21 protein-coding genes are annotated in these 21884 nt (G+C 46.9%); 10 read left to right on the top strand and 11 right to left on the bottom strand.

Annotated elements, in window-relative coordinates; translation table 11 throughout:
* Nucleotides 1-123: 123 nt before the first annotated feature.
* Complete coding sequence (locus H6F52_RS19790; RefSeq protein WP_190536502.1) at nucleotides 124-1746, bottom strand: ATP-binding protein; 1623 nt, start codon at nucleotides 1744-1746, stop codon at nucleotides 124-126.
* A 317-nt stretch (nucleotides 1747-2063) separates the two neighbouring features.
* Here H6F52_RS19790 and H6F52_RS19785 point away from each other — a divergent pair, with 317 nt between their 5' ends.
* The 3 genes from H6F52_RS19785 to H6F52_RS19775 all read left to right on the top strand — a co-directional run bounded on the left by H6F52_RS19785 (nucleotide 2064) and on the right by H6F52_RS19775 (nucleotide 3443).
* Nucleotides 2064-2207 (top strand): hypothetical protein, encoded by a 144-nt coding sequence (locus H6F52_RS19785; protein ID WP_190536501.1) that lies wholly within the window; start codon nucleotides 2064-2066, stop codon nucleotides 2205-2207.
* Nucleotides 2208-2219: 12 nt separating this feature from the next.
* Nucleotides 2220-2783, top strand: a complete 564-nt coding sequence (locus H6F52_RS19780) for a hypothetical protein (protein WP_190536500.1) — start codon at nucleotides 2220-2222, stop codon at nucleotides 2781-2783.
* A gap of 234 nt (nucleotides 2784-3017) precedes the next feature.
* Nucleotides 3018-3443 carry a nuclear transport factor 2 family protein gene (locus tag H6F52_RS19775; protein WP_190536499.1) on the top strand — a complete coding sequence of 142 codons (426 nt, stop codon included), beginning with the start codon at nucleotides 3018-3020 and terminating at the stop codon, nucleotides 3441-3443.
* Nucleotides 3444-3651: 208 nt separating this feature from the next.
* Here H6F52_RS19775 and H6F52_RS19770 read toward each other — a convergent pair whose 3' ends face one another.
* The 3 genes from H6F52_RS19770 to H6F52_RS19760 form a co-directional block, all read right to left on the bottom strand.
* Nucleotides 3652-4680 carry a chemotaxis protein CheB gene (locus tag H6F52_RS19770; RefSeq protein ID WP_347276233.1) on the bottom strand — a complete coding sequence of 343 codons (1029 nt, stop codon included), beginning with the start codon at nucleotides 4678-4680 and terminating at the stop codon, nucleotides 3652-3654.
* A 408-nt stretch (nucleotides 4681-5088) separates the two neighbouring features.
* Nucleotides 5089-5286, bottom strand: coding sequence for a hypothetical protein (locus H6F52_RS19765; protein WP_190536498.1), 198 nt, complete (start codon nucleotides 5284-5286; stop codon nucleotides 5089-5091).
* A gap of 92 nt (nucleotides 5287-5378) precedes the next feature.
* Nucleotides 5379-5912 (bottom strand): vitamin K epoxide reductase family protein, encoded by a 534-nt coding sequence (locus H6F52_RS19760; RefSeq protein ID WP_190412128.1) that lies wholly within the window; start codon nucleotides 5910-5912, stop codon nucleotides 5379-5381.
* 405 nt (nucleotides 5913-6317) lie between these two features.
* Between H6F52_RS19760 and H6F52_RS19755 the strand changes: the two genes are divergently transcribed.
* On the top strand, nucleotides 6318-6725 hold the full coding sequence (locus tag H6F52_RS19755) for a response regulator (protein WP_190412129.1): 408 nt from the start codon (nucleotides 6318-6320) through the stop codon (nucleotides 6723-6725).
* A gap of 46 nt (nucleotides 6726-6771) precedes the next feature.
* Here H6F52_RS19755 and H6F52_RS19750 read toward each other — a convergent pair whose 3' ends face one another.
* Entirely contained in the window at nucleotides 6772-7998 is a 1227-nt protein-coding gene (locus H6F52_RS19750; RefSeq protein WP_190536497.1) for a sensor histidine kinase, read from the bottom strand.
* A 416-nt stretch (nucleotides 7999-8414) separates the two neighbouring features.
* Complete coding sequence (locus tag H6F52_RS19745; RefSeq protein WP_190536496.1) at nucleotides 8415-8696, bottom strand: hypothetical protein; 282 nt, start codon at nucleotides 8694-8696, stop codon at nucleotides 8415-8417.
* A gap of 364 nt (nucleotides 8697-9060) precedes the next feature.
* On the opposite strand from H6F52_RS19745, the gene phaA reads away from it, so the two are divergent.
* The 5 genes from phaA to H6F52_RS19720 all read left to right on the top strand — a co-directional run bounded on the left by phaA (nucleotide 9061) and on the right by H6F52_RS19720 (nucleotide 14661).
* Nucleotides 9061-10254, top strand: a complete 1194-nt coding sequence (gene phaA / locus H6F52_RS19740; RefSeq protein WP_190536495.1) for an acetyl-CoA acetyltransferase PhaA — start codon at nucleotides 9061-9063, stop codon at nucleotides 10252-10254.
* Between the two features lie 333 nt (nucleotides 10255-10587).
* Nucleotides 10588-11625: a hemerythrin domain-containing protein gene (locus H6F52_RS19735; RefSeq protein ID WP_190412133.1), complete on the top strand. Its 1038-nt coding sequence runs from the start codon at nucleotides 10588-10590 to the stop codon at nucleotides 11623-11625.
* 194 nt (nucleotides 11626-11819) lie between these two features.
* Nucleotides 11820-12542 carry an acetoacetyl-CoA reductase PhaB gene (gene phaB, locus H6F52_RS19730; protein WP_190536494.1) on the top strand — a complete coding sequence of 241 codons (723 nt, stop codon included), beginning with the start codon at nucleotides 11820-11822 and terminating at the stop codon, nucleotides 12540-12542.
* An 83-nt stretch (nucleotides 12543-12625) separates the two neighbouring features.
* A complete protein-coding gene (locus tag H6F52_RS19725; protein ID WP_339380189.1) occupies nucleotides 12626-13480 on the top strand; it encodes an alpha/beta fold hydrolase in 855 nt (284 codons plus the stop codon).
* A 158-nt stretch (nucleotides 13481-13638) separates the two neighbouring features.
* Nucleotides 13639-14661, top strand: a complete 1023-nt coding sequence (locus H6F52_RS19720; protein ID WP_190536492.1) for an SDR family oxidoreductase — start codon at nucleotides 13639-13641, stop codon at nucleotides 14659-14661.
* Here the strand turns inward: H6F52_RS19720 and H6F52_RS19715 are convergent.
* Together H6F52_RS19715 and H6F52_RS19710 are read right to left on the bottom strand one after the other, a co-directional pair.
* Nucleotides 14645-14872: a hypothetical protein gene (locus H6F52_RS19715; protein WP_190536491.1), complete on the bottom strand. Its 228-nt coding sequence runs from the start codon at nucleotides 14870-14872 to the stop codon at nucleotides 14645-14647. The genes H6F52_RS19720 and H6F52_RS19715 overlap by 17 nt on opposite strands.
* A 112-nt stretch (nucleotides 14873-14984) precedes the next feature.
* A complete protein-coding gene (locus H6F52_RS19710) occupies nucleotides 14985-15473 on the bottom strand; it encodes a DUF6335 family protein (RefSeq protein ID WP_190426083.1) in 489 nt (162 codons plus the stop codon).
* Between the two features lie 508 nt (nucleotides 15474-15981).
* On the opposite strand from H6F52_RS19710, the gene H6F52_RS19705 reads away from it, so the two are divergent.
* Nucleotides 15982-16992 (top strand): SDR family oxidoreductase, encoded by a 1011-nt coding sequence (locus H6F52_RS19705; protein ID WP_190536490.1) that lies wholly within the window; start codon nucleotides 15982-15984, stop codon nucleotides 16990-16992.
* Between the two features lie 96 nt (nucleotides 16993-17088).
* Here H6F52_RS19705 and H6F52_RS19700 read toward each other — a convergent pair whose 3' ends face one another.
* The 3 genes from H6F52_RS19700 to H6F52_RS19690 form a co-directional block, all read right to left on the bottom strand.
* Nucleotides 17089-18219, bottom strand: a complete 1131-nt coding sequence (locus H6F52_RS19700) for a CO2 hydration protein (protein WP_190528613.1) — start codon at nucleotides 18217-18219, stop codon at nucleotides 17089-17091.
* A 156-nt stretch (nucleotides 18220-18375) separates the two neighbouring features.
* Nucleotides 18376-19887, bottom strand: a complete 1512-nt coding sequence (locus tag H6F52_RS19695) for an NADH-quinone oxidoreductase subunit M (RefSeq protein WP_190412282.1) — start codon at nucleotides 19885-19887, stop codon at nucleotides 18376-18378.
* Nucleotides 19888-19977: 90 nt separating this feature from the next.
* Nucleotides 19978-21849 (bottom strand): NAD(P)H-quinone oxidoreductase subunit F, encoded by a 1872-nt coding sequence (locus H6F52_RS19690; RefSeq protein ID WP_190426095.1) that lies wholly within the window; start codon nucleotides 21847-21849, stop codon nucleotides 19978-19980.
* Nucleotides 21850-21884 lie beyond the last annotated feature (35 nt).

Raw genomic sequence — 21884 nt, 5'->3', positions numbered from 1 at the left:
GATCTACCTGGTAGATACCAATGTGCTGTTACGGTTTGTTGATGCTAGGTTACTTATGGGGGCAAACCGCAGATTATCAGTGAGTGACAACCACTCTAGAAAGTATCACTATATATCCTTGTTTCAAACTTTGCGCCATGTGGCACTAGTACGAGGTTTACCTGGCACGATTTCTATAAGCCCTTTATTACGCAGTCTATAAAAAATGTTTTTTATTACTGCACCTGATTCGATTCCAGTTACTTCTCTAGCAATGCGATTAGTTATTTCTTCATGATTTGCCAGGTAGTTCATAACTAATTGCTCATACTCTGGATACATTTCATATATTGAAATATTATCTTCTAAAATTTTGTTGCTAATTCCAACTTTACGCCACGCTGCGTTACTTTTTGCTCTTCCAGGAACAGCCTCAATAATTCCCCGCTCTTTTAATCTATAAAATGCCTGCTTAATAGTTCCTTCTGAACGAACTCCAGTCTCTTTTCGAGCAATTTTGTTAGTAATCTCTTGATGTTTATCTAGATACAACATTATTGTTGCTTCTATTGAAGCTAGAGGCTCATGTTTAATGTGTACAGCTACAGAGGTTTCGGTCGGATATATCTCAGGGGGTTGCAGTCTCAACCTAGCCATTGCCTGGAAAGCAGTATTCAACCCTTCTCCAACATCTTTATTAGGTGGATTGGGAAATTTGTTGATAATACGAACAATAGCTCCGTTCCGTGCGTACTGTTCTTTGAGAATATTTTTTACTGTAATGTGACCAGGCAATTTTCCTGGATTTTCAATTTCGATTCTATTGTCGAATATACGGATATGGGTATCAGAGGCGATACTGTAATCTCTATGTAGCAAGGCATTTGTCACAATTTCATGAATTGCCTCTTCTGGATAACTGATTGATTCTAATCCTTTCTCTCCTACTTTCGGAATTTCTTCAACGAATTGTATTGTTTTAGCTACTGCTTGCCGGATTTGCTCATATAGACAACCTTCAATAGTTATTGGATCAAAAGCAAGAGTTTCTCTTGTTCCTTCTATATCTTTTGTTTTATATCGATAAATTTTAACGCCACAATGCTTTGGAAAAATGGCTTGAGGTTCATCAGAAAATAATAAAATACCTGCAACTGTTGGCTTATTCTTTTGAATTAGTTGTTGCTTTTTTAGCCACAATTCAGCCTCGGTAGTTGGAACGACAGCATTAATAAATTGGGTCATTACCTCTGAGGTTGTAACTACCTCAGGCTCTACTTCAATAGTTCTTCTCTCAAATGACTCGATACCTTTGTCAAGTCTTAATCTTTCTAGAGCTTTTTCAGTTTTGATAGGCAGAGTTTGTGCCCCACGTCTTAAATATGGAATACTGTCGGAAGCCTCCACTACTCCTCGTGATTTAAGAATGGTTACTTGCAGAACCCGACCAGGAAAGCCTTCGGAACTGAGAAACGTATATGAATAACCGTCACCAAGAGGAAAAAGCTGTTCAAAAACTTGTAAATGCCCATTTGCGGATTCCTGATCAGCAAAACCTCGCCAAGATCTTATTTTTTTGTCTCCTACAGTATTCTCATCAATTCCGATGTATAGGTCTCCACCATCAGCATTGGCAAATCCAGAAATAGATTTACATAATTTTCCTGGCTGTACATCTATTGACTTTAGGTCGAGAAAATGACTTTCTTCAGCTAGAAGTATCTGATCTAATTGAGCTGAGGTAATTTGAACTATTTCAATTGACATAGAGTTATGGGCACTCTGACGACTCTTTTATATTTTTGGCATATATCTTCGGCACACAATGCAACCTATGAAGGTCTATCCTAATTCTGATATCTTTGGTAATTACTGTGTTCTTGTATAATCATTGGCAGACAAATGAACATTTTTATTCTAGAACAGTCTGCAACTACATCGCAAAGAGCTAGTCTGCGATCATAGCCCTATCACAGTTCCAATACAAATGGAAAATCCTCTCACTTCTACACAAGGATAGAGGCACAATGAACTTCATCTAATACTGTTTATGGTAACAATCGCAAAAACAAGCAGTAGAAGCGATGCAGAAGCTGGCAGTATTCGGTGGAACAGGGATTATTGGGCGCAGCCTCACTGAATATCTTGATACTCAGGATGATTGGCAAGGCATTAGCGTTGCCTGTCACAAACAGCAAATTTCTGCATTGACACCCTTGAGCAGCTAGTGGGGTGAGCAAATGTCTTCTAAATCTCAACGATCGCTGAACTGGCTGTTGCCACAGTTTCAACTCAAACCGGGTAAGCCCGATATTGCTGCCAGTTTGCAGACCCTTGTATTGGTTTTGGTTCCAATTGGGGTTGGAGTGCTGATGGGTCATCCGGCTGCTAGCGCGATCGCAATCATGGGAGCCTGGTTGGTGGGGCTGATGAACGTCGAGGGAGCGTATCGCCAGCAGGCAACAGCTAAGATTGCGGCAGCGATCAGCATTACAGCGATGCTGTTCCTTGCCAATCTAGATGATGGCACCCTTTGGCTATCGGCTCTAACGATGTTTCTGGTGATGTTTATTGCAGGCTTTGTCAATCTATTTGGGCAAGCGGTGTCATCCATCAGCCTGACTACCTCGATCGTGTTTATCGTCGCACTGCCACAGCAACACCGACACTGCAAGCCATTCGAGAACGCACTCCCATTTCCACAGAACTGGATCGAATTGCCCAAGAAATCACCAGTATTCATAGTGCGATCGCTCGGCTGCAAGCATGAATCTACTAATCTCAACCCAGACTGTTTAAGTTGACAACACCAAAGGTTTGACCAGAAATGACGAACCCTCCTTCAATCGCGAAGCATTCAAGCAGTTCGAGCGCAACGGATTCTCTAGGGTGGCTGAAGTAAAATGCTTGTACCAGAACGGAGGATTACTTGATTGGTTGTGTTGCAAAATTCATAAGCGATCGCGGAAGCTAGCCGTTAGGGTTTGCATGGGTGCGTGGCATTCAGATTTCTAATCTCACTCTTAGGAGGGGCAGCGATGTCTTCTATCGAGGACAACAAAATAATTGCTCGGCGCTGGTTTGAACTCATCAACGAACACAAGATTGAGGAGATATGCGAGATGACTGCCCCGACTTGGAGGATGCATGGTGGTCCGCCAGAGCTTATCCCTGGACCGGACGGAGTTCGCGAACTCTTTCGGACAATGGGGCCTATCGAGCAGAAATGGACGATTGAAGACGTAATTGCTGAGGGTGACAAAGTTGCCGTGCGTGCGATCAACACCTGTGTCCAAGACAGTTTCCTTGGTATACCCGGTCGCGGTCAGCCTCAGACATTCACGGCTACGTTCATTCATTGGATTGCTGACTGCAAGATACTTGAAACTTGGCGAAACGCTGACGATCTCGGACGGATTCTTCAGCTTGGGGCACGGATTGAGCCGGGAACGTCAGAGCAGTAGCCTGAGCAGTAGCCGTGGAGGTAGACTCGATAGTTCAAAAGGTGCCTAGCGTATTTTTCAGTACTGCGATCGCGGGCGGTAGCCTGAAGGATGGCGGTTCAAAAGTTATTTGCCTGATTCAATATCTCAGTGAATTGTAGATAGGGCGGTGATTTAATCGTGTCGATTTTTGGCAAACTTGGGCGATTTGTAAGCTTTTGGTTGGTCGCTACTCATACCCATCCAGGTTAATTATCTTCTCCTGACTTAGGGTTTCGTGGCTCATCACCGCCTGCCTAACTAGGCTAGCTCGCCTATTTGCTTGTTCGGATTTTTGCAAAAAGCGTTCCGCCATCTCACTATCGTTCGTTTCGCCCAGATGTTTAGCCATGTGGCTCATTAACATTTCGCTCTCCTCGATCCCGCGAAGTGTTTTCCAAAGTGAGGCTTCAATAGACTCCGTTACTTCTACAAGCAGAGAATTTAGGGAATAGGCATGTCCTGTATGGCAACGGAACCGGATAATGTTGCCTTCTTTCAGTTGCAGAAGCATCCCGTGGCACTCTGGACAGGTATAGGGAGAGAGCTTCCCAAGCTTCATGATGCCGCTCTCAAAAGCATTGTCTTCCCGCGCTACTTTGACTTCAATGTCCATCTGCTCAGACACCAGATGTCCTCCTTTCTTCTCAACGGCTTCGTTTGTCATCTCAATCAATAAAGCGCCCATTTCTGCGACGGGGACGCACCAATCAACCTCTACCGCTTTCATCGCTTGGATAGGCATGGAGGCGTGAAGTGCATCAAAAGGGTCTTGGACAATCGCTTTCCCGCCTTGCTCCTTCACTGCGTACAGCCCAGATGCCCCATCATCAAGCATTCCAGTAAGAACCACCCCGATCGCTTGATTTCCATAGCTCCGGGCGGCGGAGCGGAATAAGACGTCAATCGAGGGACGAAAGCGATTTTCTTTCGGGCCCTTCGTGACTCGGACATACCCCGATTCGACAAGCAGATGGTGATCGGGGGGAGCAACATAAACCCGTCCCGGTTTGATTGCCTCTTTGTCAATTGCATGGGCGACTGGCAGCGAGCAAACCCGATCCAGAATTTGGGGCAAAACACTTGGATACGCTGGGGCAATATGCCAAACAATAAAAATAGCACCGGGAAAATTGGAGGGGAGTTGAGCAACAAGCTTTTTCAGGGCTTCCATCCCTCCCGCCGATGCTCCAATGACGACGATCTCAGGCTTTATCACTTATCTTCCTTGACTAAAGGCGATTACTTTGCGGAATTAATGATTTTTAGCGAGAGTAGAACGCATCTACTCACTCAAGTCCAGTCGTTTATGAATGGTAAAAATAGTAAGTGGTATCCTCTTGTGACTGCTAACAGCAAAAACTTATAGGCTGCTTGCGCTTGTTCGTTTCTTCCAGCTTATCGAAACTCGCCTTTGTCTAGCAGGGGAAAAATGGTCGCTAAGAGCAACTGTCTGATTGTTGGTCAATCTAGGCAAAATTCTCTTCTCAGGAGGAGAAGACAAAACTAAGCCTGTAATGCTCTTTCTATAAGCATTACAGGCTTAACAAATCGTATCCACTGCTGATTTAACGCCTTAAATCAGCGATCGCTCAACCACCATCTGATGAAATCTCCTCAATTCCGGTCAAAGTTTAGTGACGGGTTTAAGATTTGCCAGACCCCTATGAAATAGGGCATCCTGTACAATCAATTCCGGCAAGACATCCTTGAACATTTGCACCGTCTGCTGAATCCGCTCGAAATCTTCGGGATTGTCTAAGCGATCGCGTAGCGTCTCCGAAAGAGAATCGCGCACTTCTCGCTCACCAATCGCAACAACCAACTGATTTATCCCTTACCGATCATTCATGTAGGGGCATACTGCCATGCCCCTAAGCAAGGAATTGAGGGTGCTTCGCGCTTTCCTGGTATCGTTTACTGTGCGTCGTCTGCGGTGTTCTTGTCGCCCTGTCCCAGCAAGGCGCGAGTAGCGGCAATCACTTCAGGCGCTGCCAGCACTAGAGACGTTAACGAGCAAACCGTCGCCACCTGGCAGTACTCGCAAAAGGCTTTGTTCTCGCTCCACTCTTCACGAGCTAGCTCAAGATTAGTCACCACGTCAATCAGGATCTTGATACCCATTGCAATGGGTAAGAGCGGGTTGCGTCTAGCGCGATCGAGACCACCCGCAGCCGCCAGCCAAGCGGTGATGGCGTAAGTAAGCACCATTATCGGGCCATCGGGTGAGTTAAATCGGCTGTAAGCATAGTTAGATGCGTCAACGCGGTCTGCATCGAAAAGCGTTTGTCCGGGAGGATCGGGTAGGTGGCTAATAATCCCGGTCTGATATAGGCTAACAAGCTGTCCCATCGAACCCCCTAGCATAGACAAGCCGATAATCGCTCGGCGACGGCTCATGTGAGGGTTTTGTCCTTTCCGCAGTTCCTGACTTAGTTGTTGTGGCTCCATGAAGCGCAATCCTCAATAACGTATGCGTTGACGGTCGCATCGGCTTGCACGAAGCTTTCAACCGACGAATAGAATACGCAGTCTGCATCCAATTCGGCAGCAATCGCGCCCAATGCTGCCGATGCTGATACTCGAATAAATTGCTTACCATTTTCACGAATCGGTTTGATGCCTACCTCTGACGCTGGAGGTAGTTATAAAATGTTACAATTCATATTTTTTTGTATTCAAGATTACAAATTGGCTTAATATTTAGATTCTTTTTTCTTCTCACGATTTTCCGTTGGTTTAAGTGAAACTCCCCTTAGGTAAGAGGTTAGCTAGTAAGCAAATAACTATTATTTAAAAGATTGGAAAATTTAAAAGCTTTTATAAGCATCTTTCCCCAAATGGAGGGTCGATTTTATGGTATCGTCTCAATCTCAAGCTAAACGCATTTTATTGGTAGATGATCTAGAGGATAATGTATCCCTCCTAGAGGAGATTTTGGCGGAAGAAGGGTATGAGATTGATAGCGCTAGAAATGGTAAGTCAGCGTTAGCCAAGATAGAAGCATCGCCACCGGATTTAGTGTTGATGGATGCCATGATGCCAGGAATGGATGGTTATGAAGTAACTCGGCGGATTCGGGAAAATCCGCAACTCCCTTTTATTCCGATTCTGATGATTACGGCAAGTGAGAGTGCTAATATCCCTCAAGGATTAGAGTTAGGAGCGAATGACTTCATTCGGAAGCCGATTGATTTTGAGGAGTTAATGGCAAGAATTAAAGCATCTTTGCGATTGAAAAGTATCGTTAATCCTGCTCAATAATTTCAAGAATTATACAGTTAAAAGAAAAACCAGATAAAACCAAAATTCAAGAAATTGATTCCAGGGTTTTCACTTCTAGGGGCAAGATGACGGTGAAGGTGGAGCCAAGGCCAACCTGGGATACCAGCTCGATTTTGCCTTGCATTAGGTTTACCAGTTGGGCGACAATTGCTAAACCTAAGCCAGTGCTATCGGGCATGCGATCGCGAGTTCCAGCTTGAAAGAAGGGGTCAAAAACCCGCGCCTGGTCTTCAGGAGCAATGCCAATACCAGTGTCGCTCACTGCAATAGACCAGCGGTTATCAGATAACATCTGACACGTTAATTGGACACTTCCTGTCTCTGTGTAGCGAATTGCGTTGCTTAAAAGATTCGTGACAATTTGCTGCAATCGCAAGGCGTCTGTCAGCACTTTTTCAGGAGCGCGTGCAGCAGAACTATCGGCACTAGCCGAATCACAATCAACCACCATTTGTAGCTCTTTGGCTGCTGCCAAAGGCTCCAACATTTCAACTACATTGTTGATTAAAGAGCGTACATCTATTAGTTCTGGGTGCAGTTCTATCTTCCCTGCTGAATACCGGGAAATTTCCAGGGTATCGTTGATCAGGCGCAGTAAGTGCCTGCTATTGCGTAGCACGCGCTCAATGTGTTCCAGATTCGGGAAATTGTCTTGAACTTCAACATTCTTTCGTGAAGAGCGTAACATCAGCTCCGAATAGCCAATAATTGAATTCAGAGGATTTTTCAGTTCGTGGGCTAGTTGAGAGAGATTATCCTGATTCGCTTTTACCAAGCGAGTGAGTTCTTGATTGGTTAACTCTACCTGACTTTGCACCTGCTGTAGTTCTTGCAATCGCTCCTCTACATAACTTTTGAAGCATTGGGCGATCGCTTCGTCGATGGTCGCGTCAATTGCATTGTAGGTTCGCATCACTTCCGGAACCGTACCCTCTAGTAAATCTGCCTCTAAAGTGGAAAAGATCGTCTGGCGCAGTAGACGATACTCTCGCGCAATTTCAGTGGTAGCGAAACCTTGTTCAGCCCGCAGAACACCATGATGCAAACTGTTCTGGACGATGGACTGAATATCGTTTTCTTGGGAGCGGGAAAGTACAGTTGCCATCGCTTTTAGCACATCAGGAATATGATTCCGGATCGCCGATCTGGGTAAATCGTCAGTGCTGGAAATCTGCCTATCCAAGCGGACTGCTTCAACCCAGTTTTTGGCGATCGCGTCTATTTTTCCAACAAGCAATTGGCTAAAATCCATGATGGCAAGAGGCGTGAGGAGGAATCGGTCAAAACCTTCTTGGCATCATTCTACATTGAGCGATCGCGCAGTTTACTTGTCGGGTAACTGGACTTTAGGAAATCTTTCCAAAGTTCAGCTTCGGCCTTTGTATTCAAAAGTACAAGCTTGCTTAACATTATGTCCTTTCTGTAGGTAGAGGATTAAATAAATTAGCAGGTTTATTTTGGTTTGTGGCTTGTTTACTAGATTGAAAGCTTTGATGATAAGAAGCGAATATAAAACTTTTTTCCAAAACTGTTTTATAGTAAAAAAGCTCCCAAGAAATACCTTGGCGAGCTTTATTGATCCTTAGAGGATGTTTGCAAAGTAAATTGTTTTACAAACAAACTCTAAAAAAACTGAAACCACTCGTATCTCAAAAACAACTCTAATAGTTACTCAGATTTTTGGCTCTGTGTACTCCGGATCGTATTAAAATATCCCTCCCACAATTGCTTCTGAGTTTCGATTGACAGACGAGCCAGCAAAGCCTGAAATTGCAGAGAACTTGCCAGCACTTCTTTCTGAAATTTCAAAGTTTTCTCGAAATTCTCGCGGTAACTGGGTGTATTGAAACCTTGCATAGTCGGCATGGTAGAAGTCCAGCTCTTGAGAATACCACTCTGCAACTCGCTTAACTGTCTGGTAAACTGCTCAAAATTATTTGCCCAATCCATTAGTGTTACTCCTGTTACTTTCTTATGGAATACCGATGATTTGTCCACTATCTTAATCAAATAATAATTGGTGATTAGTTCTAATGGATGATTTATAAATAAACTAAATTTTTTAAGTTAATTGTAAATATAATTTACAAAAAAGCGTCTTTTGAATCTCGGCGTTACGGTCTTGGGAAAAATCCCTTTGTCGCAGAACAGGGGTTAATTTATTTGCGGGGAGCTATCACAATGGCTGGCTTTAGTTCGACTTTATTGCAAATGGTGAAACCTTCCTGAAACTAATGAAAGTAGCCTCAAGAAATATCCCGCCTTAAGTTAGTAAAGTTACAAGACCTGACATTGTAAAAAATAATGAGGATGTATGCAAGAAGCCTATATTGTCTCGGCAGTACGGACACCGCTCGGTCGGTTCGGAGGTGCGTTAGCGGGTTTTTCCCCAGTAGAATTAGGTGCCCACGTCATGCAAGCAGCGTTGGATCGGGCGGAAGTTTCGGGGGAAGCTTTAGACCTATATATCTTTGGTAATGTACTCAGGGCGGGACACGGGCAGTCTTTGCCCCGTCAGGCAGCTTTCAAAACCGGGATTCCCCAGACGGTGAATGGGTATGCAGTGGATATGGTGTGTTCGTCGGGAATGATGAGCGTGATGAACGCCGCCACGGCTATCCGTTCTGGCGAAGCGGAAATCGTACTGGCTGGCGGCATGGAATCCATGTCTCAGACAGGGTTTTTCCTGTCGCATCGAGCCAGATGGGGGTATAAGATGCTACTGGGTGCGCCAGAGCAACTCAGTGATATTTTACTTGAGGACGGTCTTACCGATTCCACGACCACCGAAACGATGGGAGAGCAAGCTGAGCGGCTGGCAGCAGCTTACCAAGTGACGCGGAAGGATTTAGACGAAGTAGCGCTATATTCACAAGCTAGGGCAGCGATCGCAACCGAGAACGGCTGGTTCAACAAGGAGATTGCACCCATAAGAATAGAGGGGAAAAAAGGTTTGCAACTCGTGGACAAAGATGAGGGAATTCGCCCCGAAACCACCTTGCAGAGCCTTGCCAAGCTAAAGCCGGCTTTTCGGGAAGATGGGGTGTTCACGGCTGGAAACAGCAGTCAGATATCCGATGGAGCCGCAGCTTTAGTTTTGGCAAGCAAAATGGCGGTAGAACGCTATAACCTCAAACCCTTAGCCCGTATCCTTGGGGGAGCGTCGATAGGTGGAGAAACTTGGCGCTTCCCGGAAGTTCCGATTCTGGCAGTCAACAAGCTTTTAGACAAGCTCAAGATGAGAATCTACGATTTTGACTTGTTCGAGAACAACGAGGCTTTTGCTCTAAGCAGCGTGCTGTTCAACCGCAAGCTGGGCATTCCTTACGAGAAGCTGAATGTCTATGGGGGAGCGATCGCGCTGGGGCATCCCATCGGTGCGTCGGGGGCGCGAATTATCGTCACCCTGCTCAACGCCTTACAGGAGCGAAATGGACAGATGGGACTGGCATCGGTGTGTCATGGAACTGGTGGCGGAACTGCGATCGCAATTGAGCGGCTTGGATAATTGACACTTCCAAGGTTTTTACAACGTATAGCCGTAGAATTCTTGGTTCAGTAACTCAACTCAGCTTTTCGTGGACTAAACCAAAACATCTAACCTGGGCTAGGTGGAAGAGAACTGGATCAACGACAAAATCAAGATATTCAAGGTTTTTTTCGCTTGAAATAACCCATTTCCAGAACTAAGGTAGTGGTGTTCGTTCGGGTTCTCAAAGCAAGGCGTGAACAACGCCTCTAAAAACTCTCTGAGTAATATTTGGGTAACTCGTATTGAGCTACATTACCTTTGCCGTGAAACGGGTATCAATCAAACTATTTTCCTACAGGATAACAAAGCATGGTTACAACAATAGACGATACAAAGCGGATGGCGATCGCTGAAAGATTGGCAGACTTGAAAGCCTTTCTAAATTTAATCATCTCTAACGAGCAAAAACTCATAGATTCTTGCCCTTATGAAGATGTCCGCGAGCGTCTGCAAAATATGCTTTCTGATGACCAGAAACACCTAGGCATCATAGACACTGTAATCGTTCAATACGGCATTCAATCTGAACCGAGTGCTGCAACCAAGATATTTATTCCGCAGTTTGAGCAGATGATGTCAGGTGATGAGTTTACCTATTATCAAAAACTCATTCACCACGAACTGATAAAGCATGGTCAAGCCATGAGTGGAATCATGATCCACAAAGCCGCTCAAGTTGTAGGGGCTGATATTGAACTGGCAATTGGGCCTCTCAATACTGTTAACTTCGAGGGTCGCGCTCACCAAGAACAGCTCAAGGGGATGCTCGAACAGGTGGGAGTCCGCGAAATGACTGGTCAAGACGCGCATCAGGGACTCTGGGCAAGGGTGCAAGATGCAGTTGCTGCCCTATCGGGTGTAGCTGGCAGTGTGGTTACGCAAAACACTGACAAGCAAGATATGAATATCCAGACCCTTATCCGGCTGGATCATGAGAAAGTGAATACACTTTTCACTGAAGTTGGGGCGACGAAAGATCCTCAAAAGCTCCAAGAGTATTTCGGGCAAATCTACAAAGATTTATTAGCACACGCTCAAGCAGAAGAAGAAGTAGTGTACCCGAAAGTACGCTCTTTCTACGGCGATGACAACACTCAAGAGCTTTACGACGAGCAAGCGCAAATGAAGCAGATGCTCGATGAAATTAAGGCGATTGACCCTGCTAATGCCGACCATTTCAGATCAAAAATTAAAGACCTAATGGAAGTGGTTGGCGACCACATTCGCCAAGAAGAATTTACGATGTTCACGGCAATTGACAAAAATTGTAGCACTGAGCAGAAAGAGCAAATGGCTACTGAATTCAAAGCTGCCAAGAGCAAGATTCAGCAAGAAATGTCAGCCTAATTGCAATAAAAGTCAGCATCTTGCTGTACTGATTACATACACAATTCGCGATTTGTAGGGGCATGGCATTGCCATGCCCCTACGTAGGAAATTGGGCGTTAATAAATCCATCCTCCCAACCTACAACTGCAAATATTGGCGCTAAGCGGCGAAGACACTGGAATCAGTAATAGAAATAGGGGTGAAAGTGGCTCATGGTGTCTTTGGGACTGGAAGATAAAGTCGTTTTGGTAACGGGTGGTAATCGAGGGATAGGAGCCGCTATCGTCAGTCTCTTGGAGGAGCTGGGAGCTAAGGTAGCTTACACCCACCGCAGCGCTACCAATGGTCAGCATAAAGCGATCGCAATTCAAGCTGATGTAACCGACAAAGCAGCGATGACGGCAGTAGCAGAACAGGTTGAACAGAAACTAGGGTCAATTTACGGGATTGTGGCGAATGCTGGGATTACTCAAGACAACTTTTTTCCTAAACTGACGACTGAAAACTGGGATGCCGTAATTGACACTAACTTGAAAGGCGTCTACAACACGCTGATGCCCGTTATCCCCAAAATGTACGAGCGGAAAGAAGGCTCTGTGGTTTGCATCAGCTCGATTTCGGGTGAACGGGGAAACATCGGTCAAACTAACTATGCCGCAACCAAGGCGGCTGTGATTGGTTTAACCAAGTCCCTCGCTTTAGAGGCGGCTCGTTATGGGGTACGAGTCAACGCTGTATCACCGGGATTTATTGAGACTGATATGGTTAAGTCGGTGCCAGATAAGGTGAAAGAGCGCATTGTGTCCGAGATTCCGCTTCGTCGCTTCGGTAAACCGGAGGAAGTTGCTTGGGCAGTTGCATTCCTGCTTTCACCGAGCGCAAGCAGCTACGTCACTGGCGAAGTTGTGAGAGTCAACGGCGCTCATCACACTTAAGGGCGATAGCGATCGCATTGGGTTGAATGAACATTCAACACTAATAATTAAACTTCATTATTTAGATGGGATTGGAGCCAAGCGTGAAAACAGAGGTTGAAGAGCGGCGAATCAATGTGAGCGGTTTAAGCATCCGGTACTTTAAAGCAGGCGATGATGGTCTACCGTTAGTGCTGCTACATGGAGATAGTGCCAGCGCTCTCGATTGGTCTTGGGTGCTTCCCAACCTGGGAGCTACCTATCGTGTCTATGCGCCGGACTTTCCCGGTTTCGGTGATAGTGCCAAACCATCCCTTGAGTACACGCCAGAGTTTCTTAAGCAGTTCTTGGTCGATTTTCTTGACGCGCTGGGAATTGAGCGGGCGGTGCTAGTGGGCAACTCCCTAGGCGGTCAAGTTGCGTTACGCTTTGCCCTATCCCGTCCCGAACAAGTCGCAGCTTTGGTGCTGGTAGATAGTTCCGGGCTTGGTTACGCTGTCACCCCGTTGCTGTCTCAGTTAACTTTACCTGGGTATGGGGATGTAGCGATCGTTGGGTGCCAAACGCCTCCTGGCGCTAAAATGCGGTCTTGGTTACGGGCGACACTGTTCTTCGCCCACCCCGCGCAGGCTCCCGCGGTGTGGATAGCAGAGCAAGAGCGAATGTCTCAGATGCCCGGTTTTCTTCAAGCTACTCTGACCTCGCTGCGCGCCCAGCTGAATGTATTTGGACAGCATCAAGTATTTCTCGACTCTCTAGGAGAGTTACCGATGCCGACTCTAGTCGTGTGGGGGACGGAGGATTTGGTTCTTCCAAAAGAGCAAGCTCACGACGCGGTTAGCCGCCTAAAGCAAGGACACCTGGCCTTAATCCCCGACTGCGGTCACTTACCCCATGTCGAACGCCCGGAAATTTTCAGTGCCCAGTTGAGCCAGTTTCTCGCTGGAGTTGCTGCTTAGAGAACTGTCAACCCTGCGGCTGATGTAGGCACGCTTGCTCTGGCTTATTTATTGGGTAGAAGTTGAACTCGTAGATTTCAATTAAATCAAGCATTTCTAGATTGACTTCACCTCCAGGGGTGAAGAATTTTTAATGAGAACTTTAAGGAGTAGCATTGATGCAACTGAAGGCAATCAATCAGCAGGTCGTTGCAGTCGTGGGAGCGAGCAGTGGCATTGGGCGGGAGACAGCCCTCCAGTTTGCCAGGAGAGGGGCAAAGGTGGTAGTTTCCGCTCGCAGTGAGTCGAAGCTAGCGTCCTTGGTGGACGAGATTAAAAGCTTCGGCGGTGAGGCAACTGCTATCGTCGCCGATGTGACGGTATTCGAGCAGGTGAAAGCGATCGCAGACCGTACTGTAGAGGTGTACGGGCGACTCGATACCTGGGTGCATTGCCCCGCGATTGCCGTCTATGCCGCCTTCGATAAGACAACACCCGAAGAGTTCAAGCGCGTTATTGATGTCGGATTGGTCGGGCAGGCATACGGTGCGATGGCGGCAATACCTCATCTCAAGCGTGAGGGGCGAGGGGCGCTGATCCATCTCTCTTCCGTCTTGGGCAGGCGCAGTCTCCCGCTTCAGAGTTCCTACTGCACCGCAAAGCACGGTATGGAGGGATTCATCGAAGCCCTGCGCGTCGAACTGCAACATGAGAAAATCCCCATCAGCGTGACGAGTGTCAAACCCGCCGCCGTCAACACACCCCTCTACAACAATGCGCTCACCCGGCTAGGTGTGAAGCCAGCCAGCCTACCGCCTTTCTACGAACCCAGCTTGGTCGCTGACGCGGTTCTCTACGTTGCCGAACATCCAACTCGTGACTTCCTGGTTGGGGATGCGGCTCGAATGATAGATTTGCTTCAACGGATTTCGCCCGGACTGGTAGATGCTATATTGCAACGGGTTGCCTTCAAACTCCAGCGCACCGATGAGCCAAAGTCAGACGATGCGCCAAGCAATCTTTATGAATCTATCCCAGCCAATGACCGGGTTAAGGGAGATTTTAGCAACTTAGCGATACCGAGCGTTACCGACTGGGTGGATAAAAATCCCGTTCTGAAGTGGGGCGCGATCGCAAGTGTTGTTGTACTCGGAGCGATCGCCCTGCGAACCCTGCCAACAGAAGTCACTCTCCCTCACTAGCTGCTGTTGAGCGTTCGGCATCTTTAGTCTCTTCCTGGTAGTCCGTTGCTTCTGCTTCTTCCGACAGTGGCGAAATAATTAGCGGGTTGCTTGCCGAATCGCCTAAATTAACATAGGCATCTGGAGCTGGCATCGATGGTGTATCTGGTGTATCAATGTTTCCAGTGATTTCTAGGTCTATTGGTTTGGTGTCGGGATCTGGGGTTGCCATAAACTGCTCTTAGTTAGGATTAATCTAGATTGATAATTTTTTTCTGGGAGTTCCCTGATTGCAAGGGTTTACTGGAATCTCACTGAAAATGCGATCGCGCTCCACACAATACTCAATGCTCCGGATAATCTTCCGCAGACATGGGGTCTAACTCCCATCGACCAGCGTCGCGTGACTCCAAAATCTCGTTTGTCTGAAGAGATACCCCGTCGTCATAATCAAGCCCAACAGCAACTCCCAGTTCGTCAACAACATTCTGATCCGGAGTAGCAACAGTTCCCCCTACTGCTTCGTCACCAACCGCTTCCGCCTGATCCCAACGAGCATCAATATCACCGCCGGTTAGTTCTGGGCCAGCCGATGTGTACTGCTCCATGCGATCGCGCATGGTTCGCCCACCAATTTCTAGTCCTGGCTCTTGGGCAACACCCGTTCCCAAGGATTCAGTAATTGCCTGGGGTAAATCTGAAATAATTGGTTCGCCAGTATCTTCTACGGGGATATCTGAAACTAGGTCAGTATCTTCAATGGGTATATCTGAAAGATTTCCTTGTTTGCGTGTATTGCCTTCGTTGTCTGCTTTCCTAGTTTTATCAGCCATAATGCTTTATGTGAATCCTGCGAATACCTATAAATGCAACATATCTAAAGATGAGACTAGCAAAATCCACAAATAGGATGAAAATTTATTATTCCTGCAAATAAAAAACTTTATTCATCATGAATTTAAAGCTCTATGTATCTACGGGCACTTCGTAGCTTAATGCTAAACCATGCTTTGGGTAGAAGTTGAGTGAAGGCATAGTAATTATTCTGCTTAGAAGCACATAAATTTGTCTGAATAGTTATCAGTAGATTGAGCAAGCGATCGCGGCTTACAATATGCCCCTTTTAACTGATGAGGAATCAGGCAAGATCCTAATTTTTGATTTTTACAATATCCAGAGCGCTTTTAACTCTGCTTAAATACAATGTTTGTTTCTCTATTGCTTAGTATGATGTAATTATTGAAAAGTTGATTTTGTAGATTCCAATTAGACCAAACGTTCTAGAAAAACTTTACCTTTAAGGTGAATTTTTTGGCATAAAAACTTTAAGGAGTAGCATTAATGCAACTAAAACCAATCAATCAGCAGGTTGTTGCCGTCGTTGGGGCGAGCAGCGGCATCGGGCGCGAGACAGCCCTTCAGTTCGCCAAGAAAGGGGCAAAGTTAGTTGTCTCAGCTCGTAGTGAGTCGAAGCTAGCATCCTTGATGGACGAGATTCGTAGCCTTGGTGGTGAAGCAACGGCTGTGGTAGCTGATGTGTCAGAATTCGAGCAGGTGAAGGCGATCGCAGACCGTACCGTCGAAGTCTACGGGCGGCTCGATACCTGGGTACACCTCCCTGCTGTCGGCATCTTTGCCACCTTCGACAACACCACACCAGAAGAGTTTAAGCGCGTCATTGATGTTAGCTTGATGGGGCAGGTATATGGTGCAATGGCGGCGCTACCCCATCTCAAGCGAGAGAGACAGGGGGCGCTAATCCACATCTCTTCAATGGAGGGCTTGCGAAGTCTCCCTTACCAAAGTGCATACTCCGCAGCAAAGCATGGGATCGAAGGATTCCTCGAAGCGATGCGCGTTGAGCTGCAACATGAGGGTATTCCCATCAGCGTGACGAGTGTGAAACCAGCGGTGATCAATACACCCTTCTGGAACAATGGTCTCACCAAGCTAGGCGTGAAGCCGTCAGGGATACCGCCCTACTATGACCCCAGGCTGGTCGCTGACGCGATCCTCTACGTCGCTGAACATCCAACTCGTGACTTCTTGGTTGGGGATGCTGCTAGAGCGCTAGATGCGCTACAGCGGCTATCGCCGGAACTGGTGGATTCTTTGTTGCTGCTCGTTGGCTTCCAAGCTCAACGCACCAACGAGCCGAAGTCCCCTGATGATCGGAACAACCTTTATGAGCCTGTTTCCGGCGATACTAGAGTTGATGGAGATTTTAGCAATCTGGTGATACCGAGCGTTTCTGACTGGTTGGCTAAAAATCCTGCTCTCCAGTTGGGCGCGATCGCTAGTACCGTTGCCTTAGCTTTGCTCGCGACACAAGTTTTCAAAAACGAAGAGTGAATTGAGTACTGTGTCGATCGTGTTTTAAATATCTGTAAGGGCATGAAACTACCATGCCCCTACTTCTCAAATCAACATTAACCAGGAATCGACTCTTTAACCATTCACGTCATTTAAGCGCGAGGTGATAAACCGATCCATCCATTTCGCTAAATAAGCTTGATTCGCTGCTTGCTCAGAGGGATCGGTGGTGTCAATGGGGTGGGGTGCCAGTCCCAAAATTGCAGCAGTCGTCACGCAAAACATCGACTTTTGGAAACTGATGCAAATTTGCACCCGCAAATCATCTTCTCCCCGAAGGCTGCGACGGTATAACTCGTATAAATATTCGGGTATAAAATGACGCATATCTTGCATCAGTTGCGTCGGTGGAATTCCAGCACCGCCAACCGGCAGCGGATCGGCATAGAGAGCGCCGTATTCAAATCTACTTTGATCGGGAGAAATTTGCTGAGCCTGGGCATTATAGGAAACCGTTCCTAAGAAAGGCGTCCCTCTAAAGAAAATCGTTTCCACATAGGGCACAGCGACATCAGGTAAAAAGGTTAACCCGGCTGATTTGGGAATGATGTCATAAACCTTGTCTTGAATTTTTACTGAGTAAGTAATTGGCGAAGCCGCTGCCGCGACCAAACCCGCCAGGATATGTTCTACCACATCAGGGATTGATTTGATTTCTCCTCGGTCATAGCGGTCAGATAAGGTGAGAAACATTTCGCTCATCACCTCCCAGAATTGACCGAGAGCGCTGTAATAAACTTGCTGACGGACTTGTTCGAGCAAAAACTCTGGAAACAGTTTGTCCAGACCTCTAATGGGCAAGTTTGTTTTAATTTTGGCTTCGATTGCGGTTCTCGCGTGCTGGTAGAACTCCGGTGAATCTAAGTAAGCATCCATACTACCGCCACCGTGCCATAGCATCACCTTCATCACGTACTCGGCGTACTCATAATTAATCCGGTCGTGCCACCAATGGCGCAGCAACTTCTTAAAAGTAATCTCGCCATTGAAGTATTTAAAGAAGGGAAACAGCACTAAGAATTGATGATCGGCAATGTAGAGGAGATTTTTATAATAAGCATCCAGGACGATTCCATAGCTTTTGAGAATGCCGACAACTTCTAATACATTCTCTGGCGTATCCTCAAGTAAAGCTTTTCCAGATTGCAGCCGGTTAATATACGCGGCTAGAGGGTGATTTGAGAATTTTAAAGCGGTGCTTGGCATGAGACTTATTCGTAACCGTAAAATGTGTATGAAAAAATTAAAAGAGGAAATATTTTCAGAACTGCCTGCTGATTGACTCCCCCGACTCCTTCCCTAAGAGGGGAGAGGAGTCATTTTCCCGCTTCCCTGGTCGGGAAGAAGGTTGGGGTATCCGGTCTATTCGGTTTTGATATCCACCGATTTAGCAATCGGAGAAACTTCCGCGACCATACTCGATCGGTTGAGCATGGCTGTCATCGTGGATTCACTCCAACGCACCATCCAGTTAGGCTGTATTCCCAGGATGACAATCAGAACTGCTAAAAGCATCGCCGGGTAGCGATCGCTCCACTGGACGGGTGGCAAATTCATAGCTTTTTCAGACAGGCGTCCGAAAAAGGCGCGGTTAACCAAAAGCAAAAAGTACACGGCGGTTAAACCTGTTCCCACCAGACACAGGAGGGTTTGAACCGGAAACACGGGGAAACTGCCCCGGAATACCAAAAATTCTGAAATAAAACCTACCATGCCGGGAATCCCGGAACTTGCCATGACCCCTACTATCATCAAGCTACCAATTAGGGGCAAGCCGCGCTCTGGATTGAGCAAACCCTTGAGAGTTTCTATATCGCGGGTGCCTGTCTTGTTGTAAACGACACCTACCACCAGAAACAGGAGCGATGAAATTAAGCCGTGGGCAATCATTTGGAAGACGGCTCCCATCAGGCTTAGGGGGGTGGCGGCGGCGGCGGCTAATAGGATGTAACTCATGTGAGCAATGGAGCTATAAGCCACCATTTTTTTCATATCTTTTTGAGCGATCGCATTGAATGCACCATACAACGCGCTCACGACCGCCCAAGTCGCCAACCAAGGTGCCACAACCGCCCACGCTTCAGGGAACAAACCCAATCCAAACCGCAGTAACCCATAGGTTCCTAACTTCAACAACACACCAGCCAACAGGACGGAAACGGGCGTTGAGGCTTCTACGTGAGCATCCGGCAACCAGGTGTGGAAGGGAACTAAAGGAATTTTGATGCCAAAGCCTACCAAAATTCCTGCCAACAGCAGAAATTGTGTTCCCAAGGGTAGGGACAGGGCATACAATTTTTCAAATTCAAACGTCGAGGCACCACTGAGTAGCACTAACCCAAAGAAAGATGCCAAAATTAGAATTCCAGAGACTGCCGTATAAATAAGAAACTTTGTGGCTGCGTAGCCTCGCCGTTGTCCTCCCCAGATAGCAATCAACAGATACAGCGGAATCAGTTCTACCTCATAAAAGAGGAAAAACAACAGCAAATCCTGCGCTAAAAAGGCACCAGAGACAGCCCCATTCAACAATAAAATTAGAGCGTAATAGAACCGAGGTCTCTGAATAGAGTCATTCGTGCTGTAAAGCGCTATTCCTGTTAAAAGACTATTTAAAACGAGCAAAGGCAAAGACAAGCCATCCACACCGAGATGGTAGGTCAATCCTAAGGTGTCAATCCAAGGGATAAACTCAGAAAACTGTAACAGTCCCTCTGTATATTGAAACTGGCTCACTAGGAAAATAGACCAGATAAAGACACCACTAATAACAGCCAGAGCCACTTTCCGGGGGACTTGCGGGTTCATGGTTCCGGGCAGAAACCCGATTATCGCAGCGCCTATTACCGGCAACCAAATCAAAGCACTGAGCATACTAGGGAACGGGTAATTTTTAATGGGTAGTTGGTAGTTGGTCGTAAGGGTAAGAGGGAATGGATTGGGGATTCCATTACCCATTCCCTCTTACCAATTACCTAAGGACAACTCGGAACTCAAAACACTTAAAATGGGCCAGAGTATGAGAATGCTTAAAACGCTTAATCCTACGAGGATGGTGAGTAAATAAAACTGGGACTGACCTGTAGCGTTGTACTTTAAGCTTTGCCCGCTGAAAATTGTGGCAACGCCAACCAAGTTAACGAATCCATCTACTACATAGCGATCGATCCAAGCATTTAACCGCGAAAGTCGGTCAACTGCAAAAACCACACTCACGCGGTAAAGTCGGTCAATATAAAAGTCGTAGGCGAACAAGTCTTGCAGAAATCTGAAGGGAATCCGAACGGATCTAGACCAAGTTCTGGGTAGATAAATCACGCTTCCTAGAACTGTGCCAATTAAGCCGGAAACCACCAGTAGCAACAACGCTTGTTGGTTGAGATATTCCCAATCAGGCAGCAGTGACAAGCGCTGCATCATCACAGGGACGAGCAGTGTGACTACGATCAAAGACACCATCGGCACAGCCATCGGCCAAGGAACCTCTGGTGCCCTGCGAGTTTTTGCCTGGGGTTCGCCTAAGAAAACCAGACGAAACACGCGAGTTAAATTTACGGCGGTCAGGCAGTTAACTAAGAGCAAGACTGCTACCAGCCAGGGTTGGTTTGTGAAAAAGTCATCAATCCCCAGGCGCAGTGCCCAAAAGCCTCCCAAGGGCAGGAGTCCGACTAATCCAGCGCTGCCGACCAAAAAGGCAGTGGTGGTCGCTGGCATCCGCGACCAGAGACCGCCCATTTCGGTAAGGTTTTGGTTGTTGGTGGTGATGATGATGGAACCGATACTCATGAACAATAACGCTTTGGCGATCGCGTGGGCAAACAGCAACATCAGGGCAAAACCCGTCCATTGCAACCCGACGGCGATAAACACCAAACCCAAGTAAGCGCTGGTGGAATGGGATAAAGCTCGTTTAATATCAATTTGCGCGATCGCCACCAACGAAGCACCAATCGCCGTCATTGTGCCAATCGCCACCAAGGTCGCCGAAGCCACCGGGGAAAGGATTAAGATTGGCTGGAGTTTAATCAGCACATAAGCACCACAAGCCACCACGACCGAGTTTCGCAAGATTGAAGCCGGGTTAGGCCCTTCCATCGCCTCATCTAGCCAAAGATGCAGCGGGAATTGGGCACATTTTCCCACCGGCCCAGCAATCAATGCCAATCCTAATAACGTGGATGTTAATGGCGATAAGGTAGCCGTTTCCGCCCACTCATATAAATCGGGAAAATCCAAGGTTCCTGCTACAGTTGATAGCGCTACCACCCCCATCAATAGCAAGATGTCTCCCACCCGCTTGGTTAGGAAGGCATCTCGCGCGGCTGTCACCACTAGCGGCTGAGCATACCAGAACCCTACCAGTAAATAGGTGGAAAGGGTCAGCACTTCCAACAAGGCATAGGTGAGAAACAAAGAGTCGCTAATGGCTAAGCCACTCATCGCCCCTTCAAAAAATCCCATCAAGGCAAAGAAGCGAGCTAATGCCCAGTCTTTCTCCATATACCCCAAGGCAAACAGTTGCGCCAGGAGGCTTAAGCCCGTCACTAGCTCCATTGCCCCAACACTCACGGCTGAGATATCCAAAGCAACGGTCAGATCTAAATCTGCCACCTGTAGCCAATGGAATACAAGCTTTATCGGCTCTTGGTTCCAGGTACTTCTGAAGACAATCGTGCCGTGTACAAACGCCAAGATAGTCATCAACAGGTTAAAGTAAGCTGCTGGGCGTGGGCCTGTCCGACGAATAAATCCAGTTGACCACGGCAGGGTAAGAACTGCCCCCAGTAATCCATAGAAAGGCACCCACCAACTTGTCTGGGTGAGAAACTCTGTCATATTAGGAAAGCCCTTGCTATTTTCTTCATCAATCG

Origin of the sequence: Coleofasciculus sp. FACHB-542, from assembly GCF_014695825.1 — a bacterium.
Taxonomy (GTDB): Bacteria; Cyanobacteriota; Cyanobacteriia; order Cyanobacteriales; family FACHB-T130; genus FACHB-T130.
The sequence above is the reverse complement of the archived record's forward strand: the minus strand, read 5'-3'. Positions and strand labels throughout refer to the sequence as shown.

What these genes read in the sequence shown, in the direction of transcription:
- H6F52_RS19700 (WP_190528613.1), bottom strand. Translation starts at nt 18,219, where the DNA reads ATGCCAAGCACCGCTTTAAAATTCTCAAATCACCCTCTAGCCGCGTAT.
- H6F52_RS19735 (WP_190412133.1), top strand. Translation starts at nt 10,588, where the DNA reads ATGGTTACAACAATAGACGATACAAAGCGGATGGCGATCGCTGAAAGA.
- H6F52_RS19785 (WP_190536501.1), top strand. Translation starts at nt 2,064, where the DNA reads ATGCAGAAGCTGGCAGTATTCGGTGGAACAGGGATTATTGGGCGCAGC.
- H6F52_RS19715 (WP_190536491.1), bottom strand. Translation starts at nt 14,872, where the DNA reads ATGGCAACCCCAGATCCCGACACCAAACCAATAGACCTAGAAATCACT.
- H6F52_RS19775 (WP_190536499.1), top strand. Translation starts at nt 3,018, where the DNA reads ATGTCTTCTATCGAGGACAACAAAATAATTGCTCGGCGCTGGTTTGAA.
- H6F52_RS19790 (WP_190536502.1), bottom strand. Translation starts at nt 1,746, where the DNA reads ATGTCAATTGAAATAGTTCAAATTACCTCAGCTCAATTAGATCAGATA.
- H6F52_RS19760 (WP_190412128.1), bottom strand. Translation starts at nt 5,912, where the DNA reads ATGGAGCCACAACAACTAAGTCAGGAACTGCGGAAAGGACAAAACCCT.
- H6F52_RS19720 (WP_190536492.1), top strand. Translation starts at nt 13,639, where the DNA reads ATGCAACTGAAGGCAATCAATCAGCAGGTCGTTGCAGTCGTGGGAGCG.
- phaB (WP_190536494.1), top strand. Translation starts at nt 11,820, where the DNA reads ATGGTGTCTTTGGGACTGGAAGATAAAGTCGTTTTGGTAACGGGTGGT.
- H6F52_RS19780 (WP_190536500.1), top strand. Translation starts at nt 2,220, where the DNA reads ATGTCTTCTAAATCTCAACGATCGCTGAACTGGCTGTTGCCACAGTTT.
- phaA (WP_190536495.1), top strand. Translation starts at nt 9,061, where the DNA reads ATGCAAGAAGCCTATATTGTCTCGGCAGTACGGACACCGCTCGGTCGG.
- H6F52_RS19745 (WP_190536496.1), bottom strand. Translation starts at nt 8,696, where the DNA reads ATGGATTGGGCAAATAATTTTGAGCAGTTTACCAGACAGTTAAGCGAG.
- H6F52_RS19755 (WP_190412129.1), top strand. Translation starts at nt 6,318, where the DNA reads ATGGTATCGTCTCAATCTCAAGCTAAACGCATTTTATTGGTAGATGAT.
- H6F52_RS19750 (WP_190536497.1), bottom strand. Translation starts at nt 7,998, where the DNA reads ATGGATTTTAGCCAATTGCTTGTTGGAAAAATAGACGCGATCGCCAAA.
- H6F52_RS19705 (WP_190536490.1), top strand. Translation starts at nt 15,982, where the DNA reads ATGCAACTAAAACCAATCAATCAGCAGGTTGTTGCCGTCGTTGGGGCG.
- H6F52_RS19695 (WP_190412282.1), bottom strand. Translation starts at nt 19,887, where the DNA reads ATGCTCAGTGCTTTGATTTGGTTGCCGGTAATAGGCGCTGCGATAATC.
- H6F52_RS19690 (WP_190426095.1), bottom strand. Translation starts at nt 21,849, where the DNA reads ATGACAGAGTTTCTCACCCAGACAAGTTGGTGGGTGCCTTTCTATGGA.
- H6F52_RS19710 (WP_190426083.1), bottom strand. Translation starts at nt 15,473, where the DNA reads ATGGCTGATAAAACTAGGAAAGCAGACAACGAAGGCAATACACGCAAA.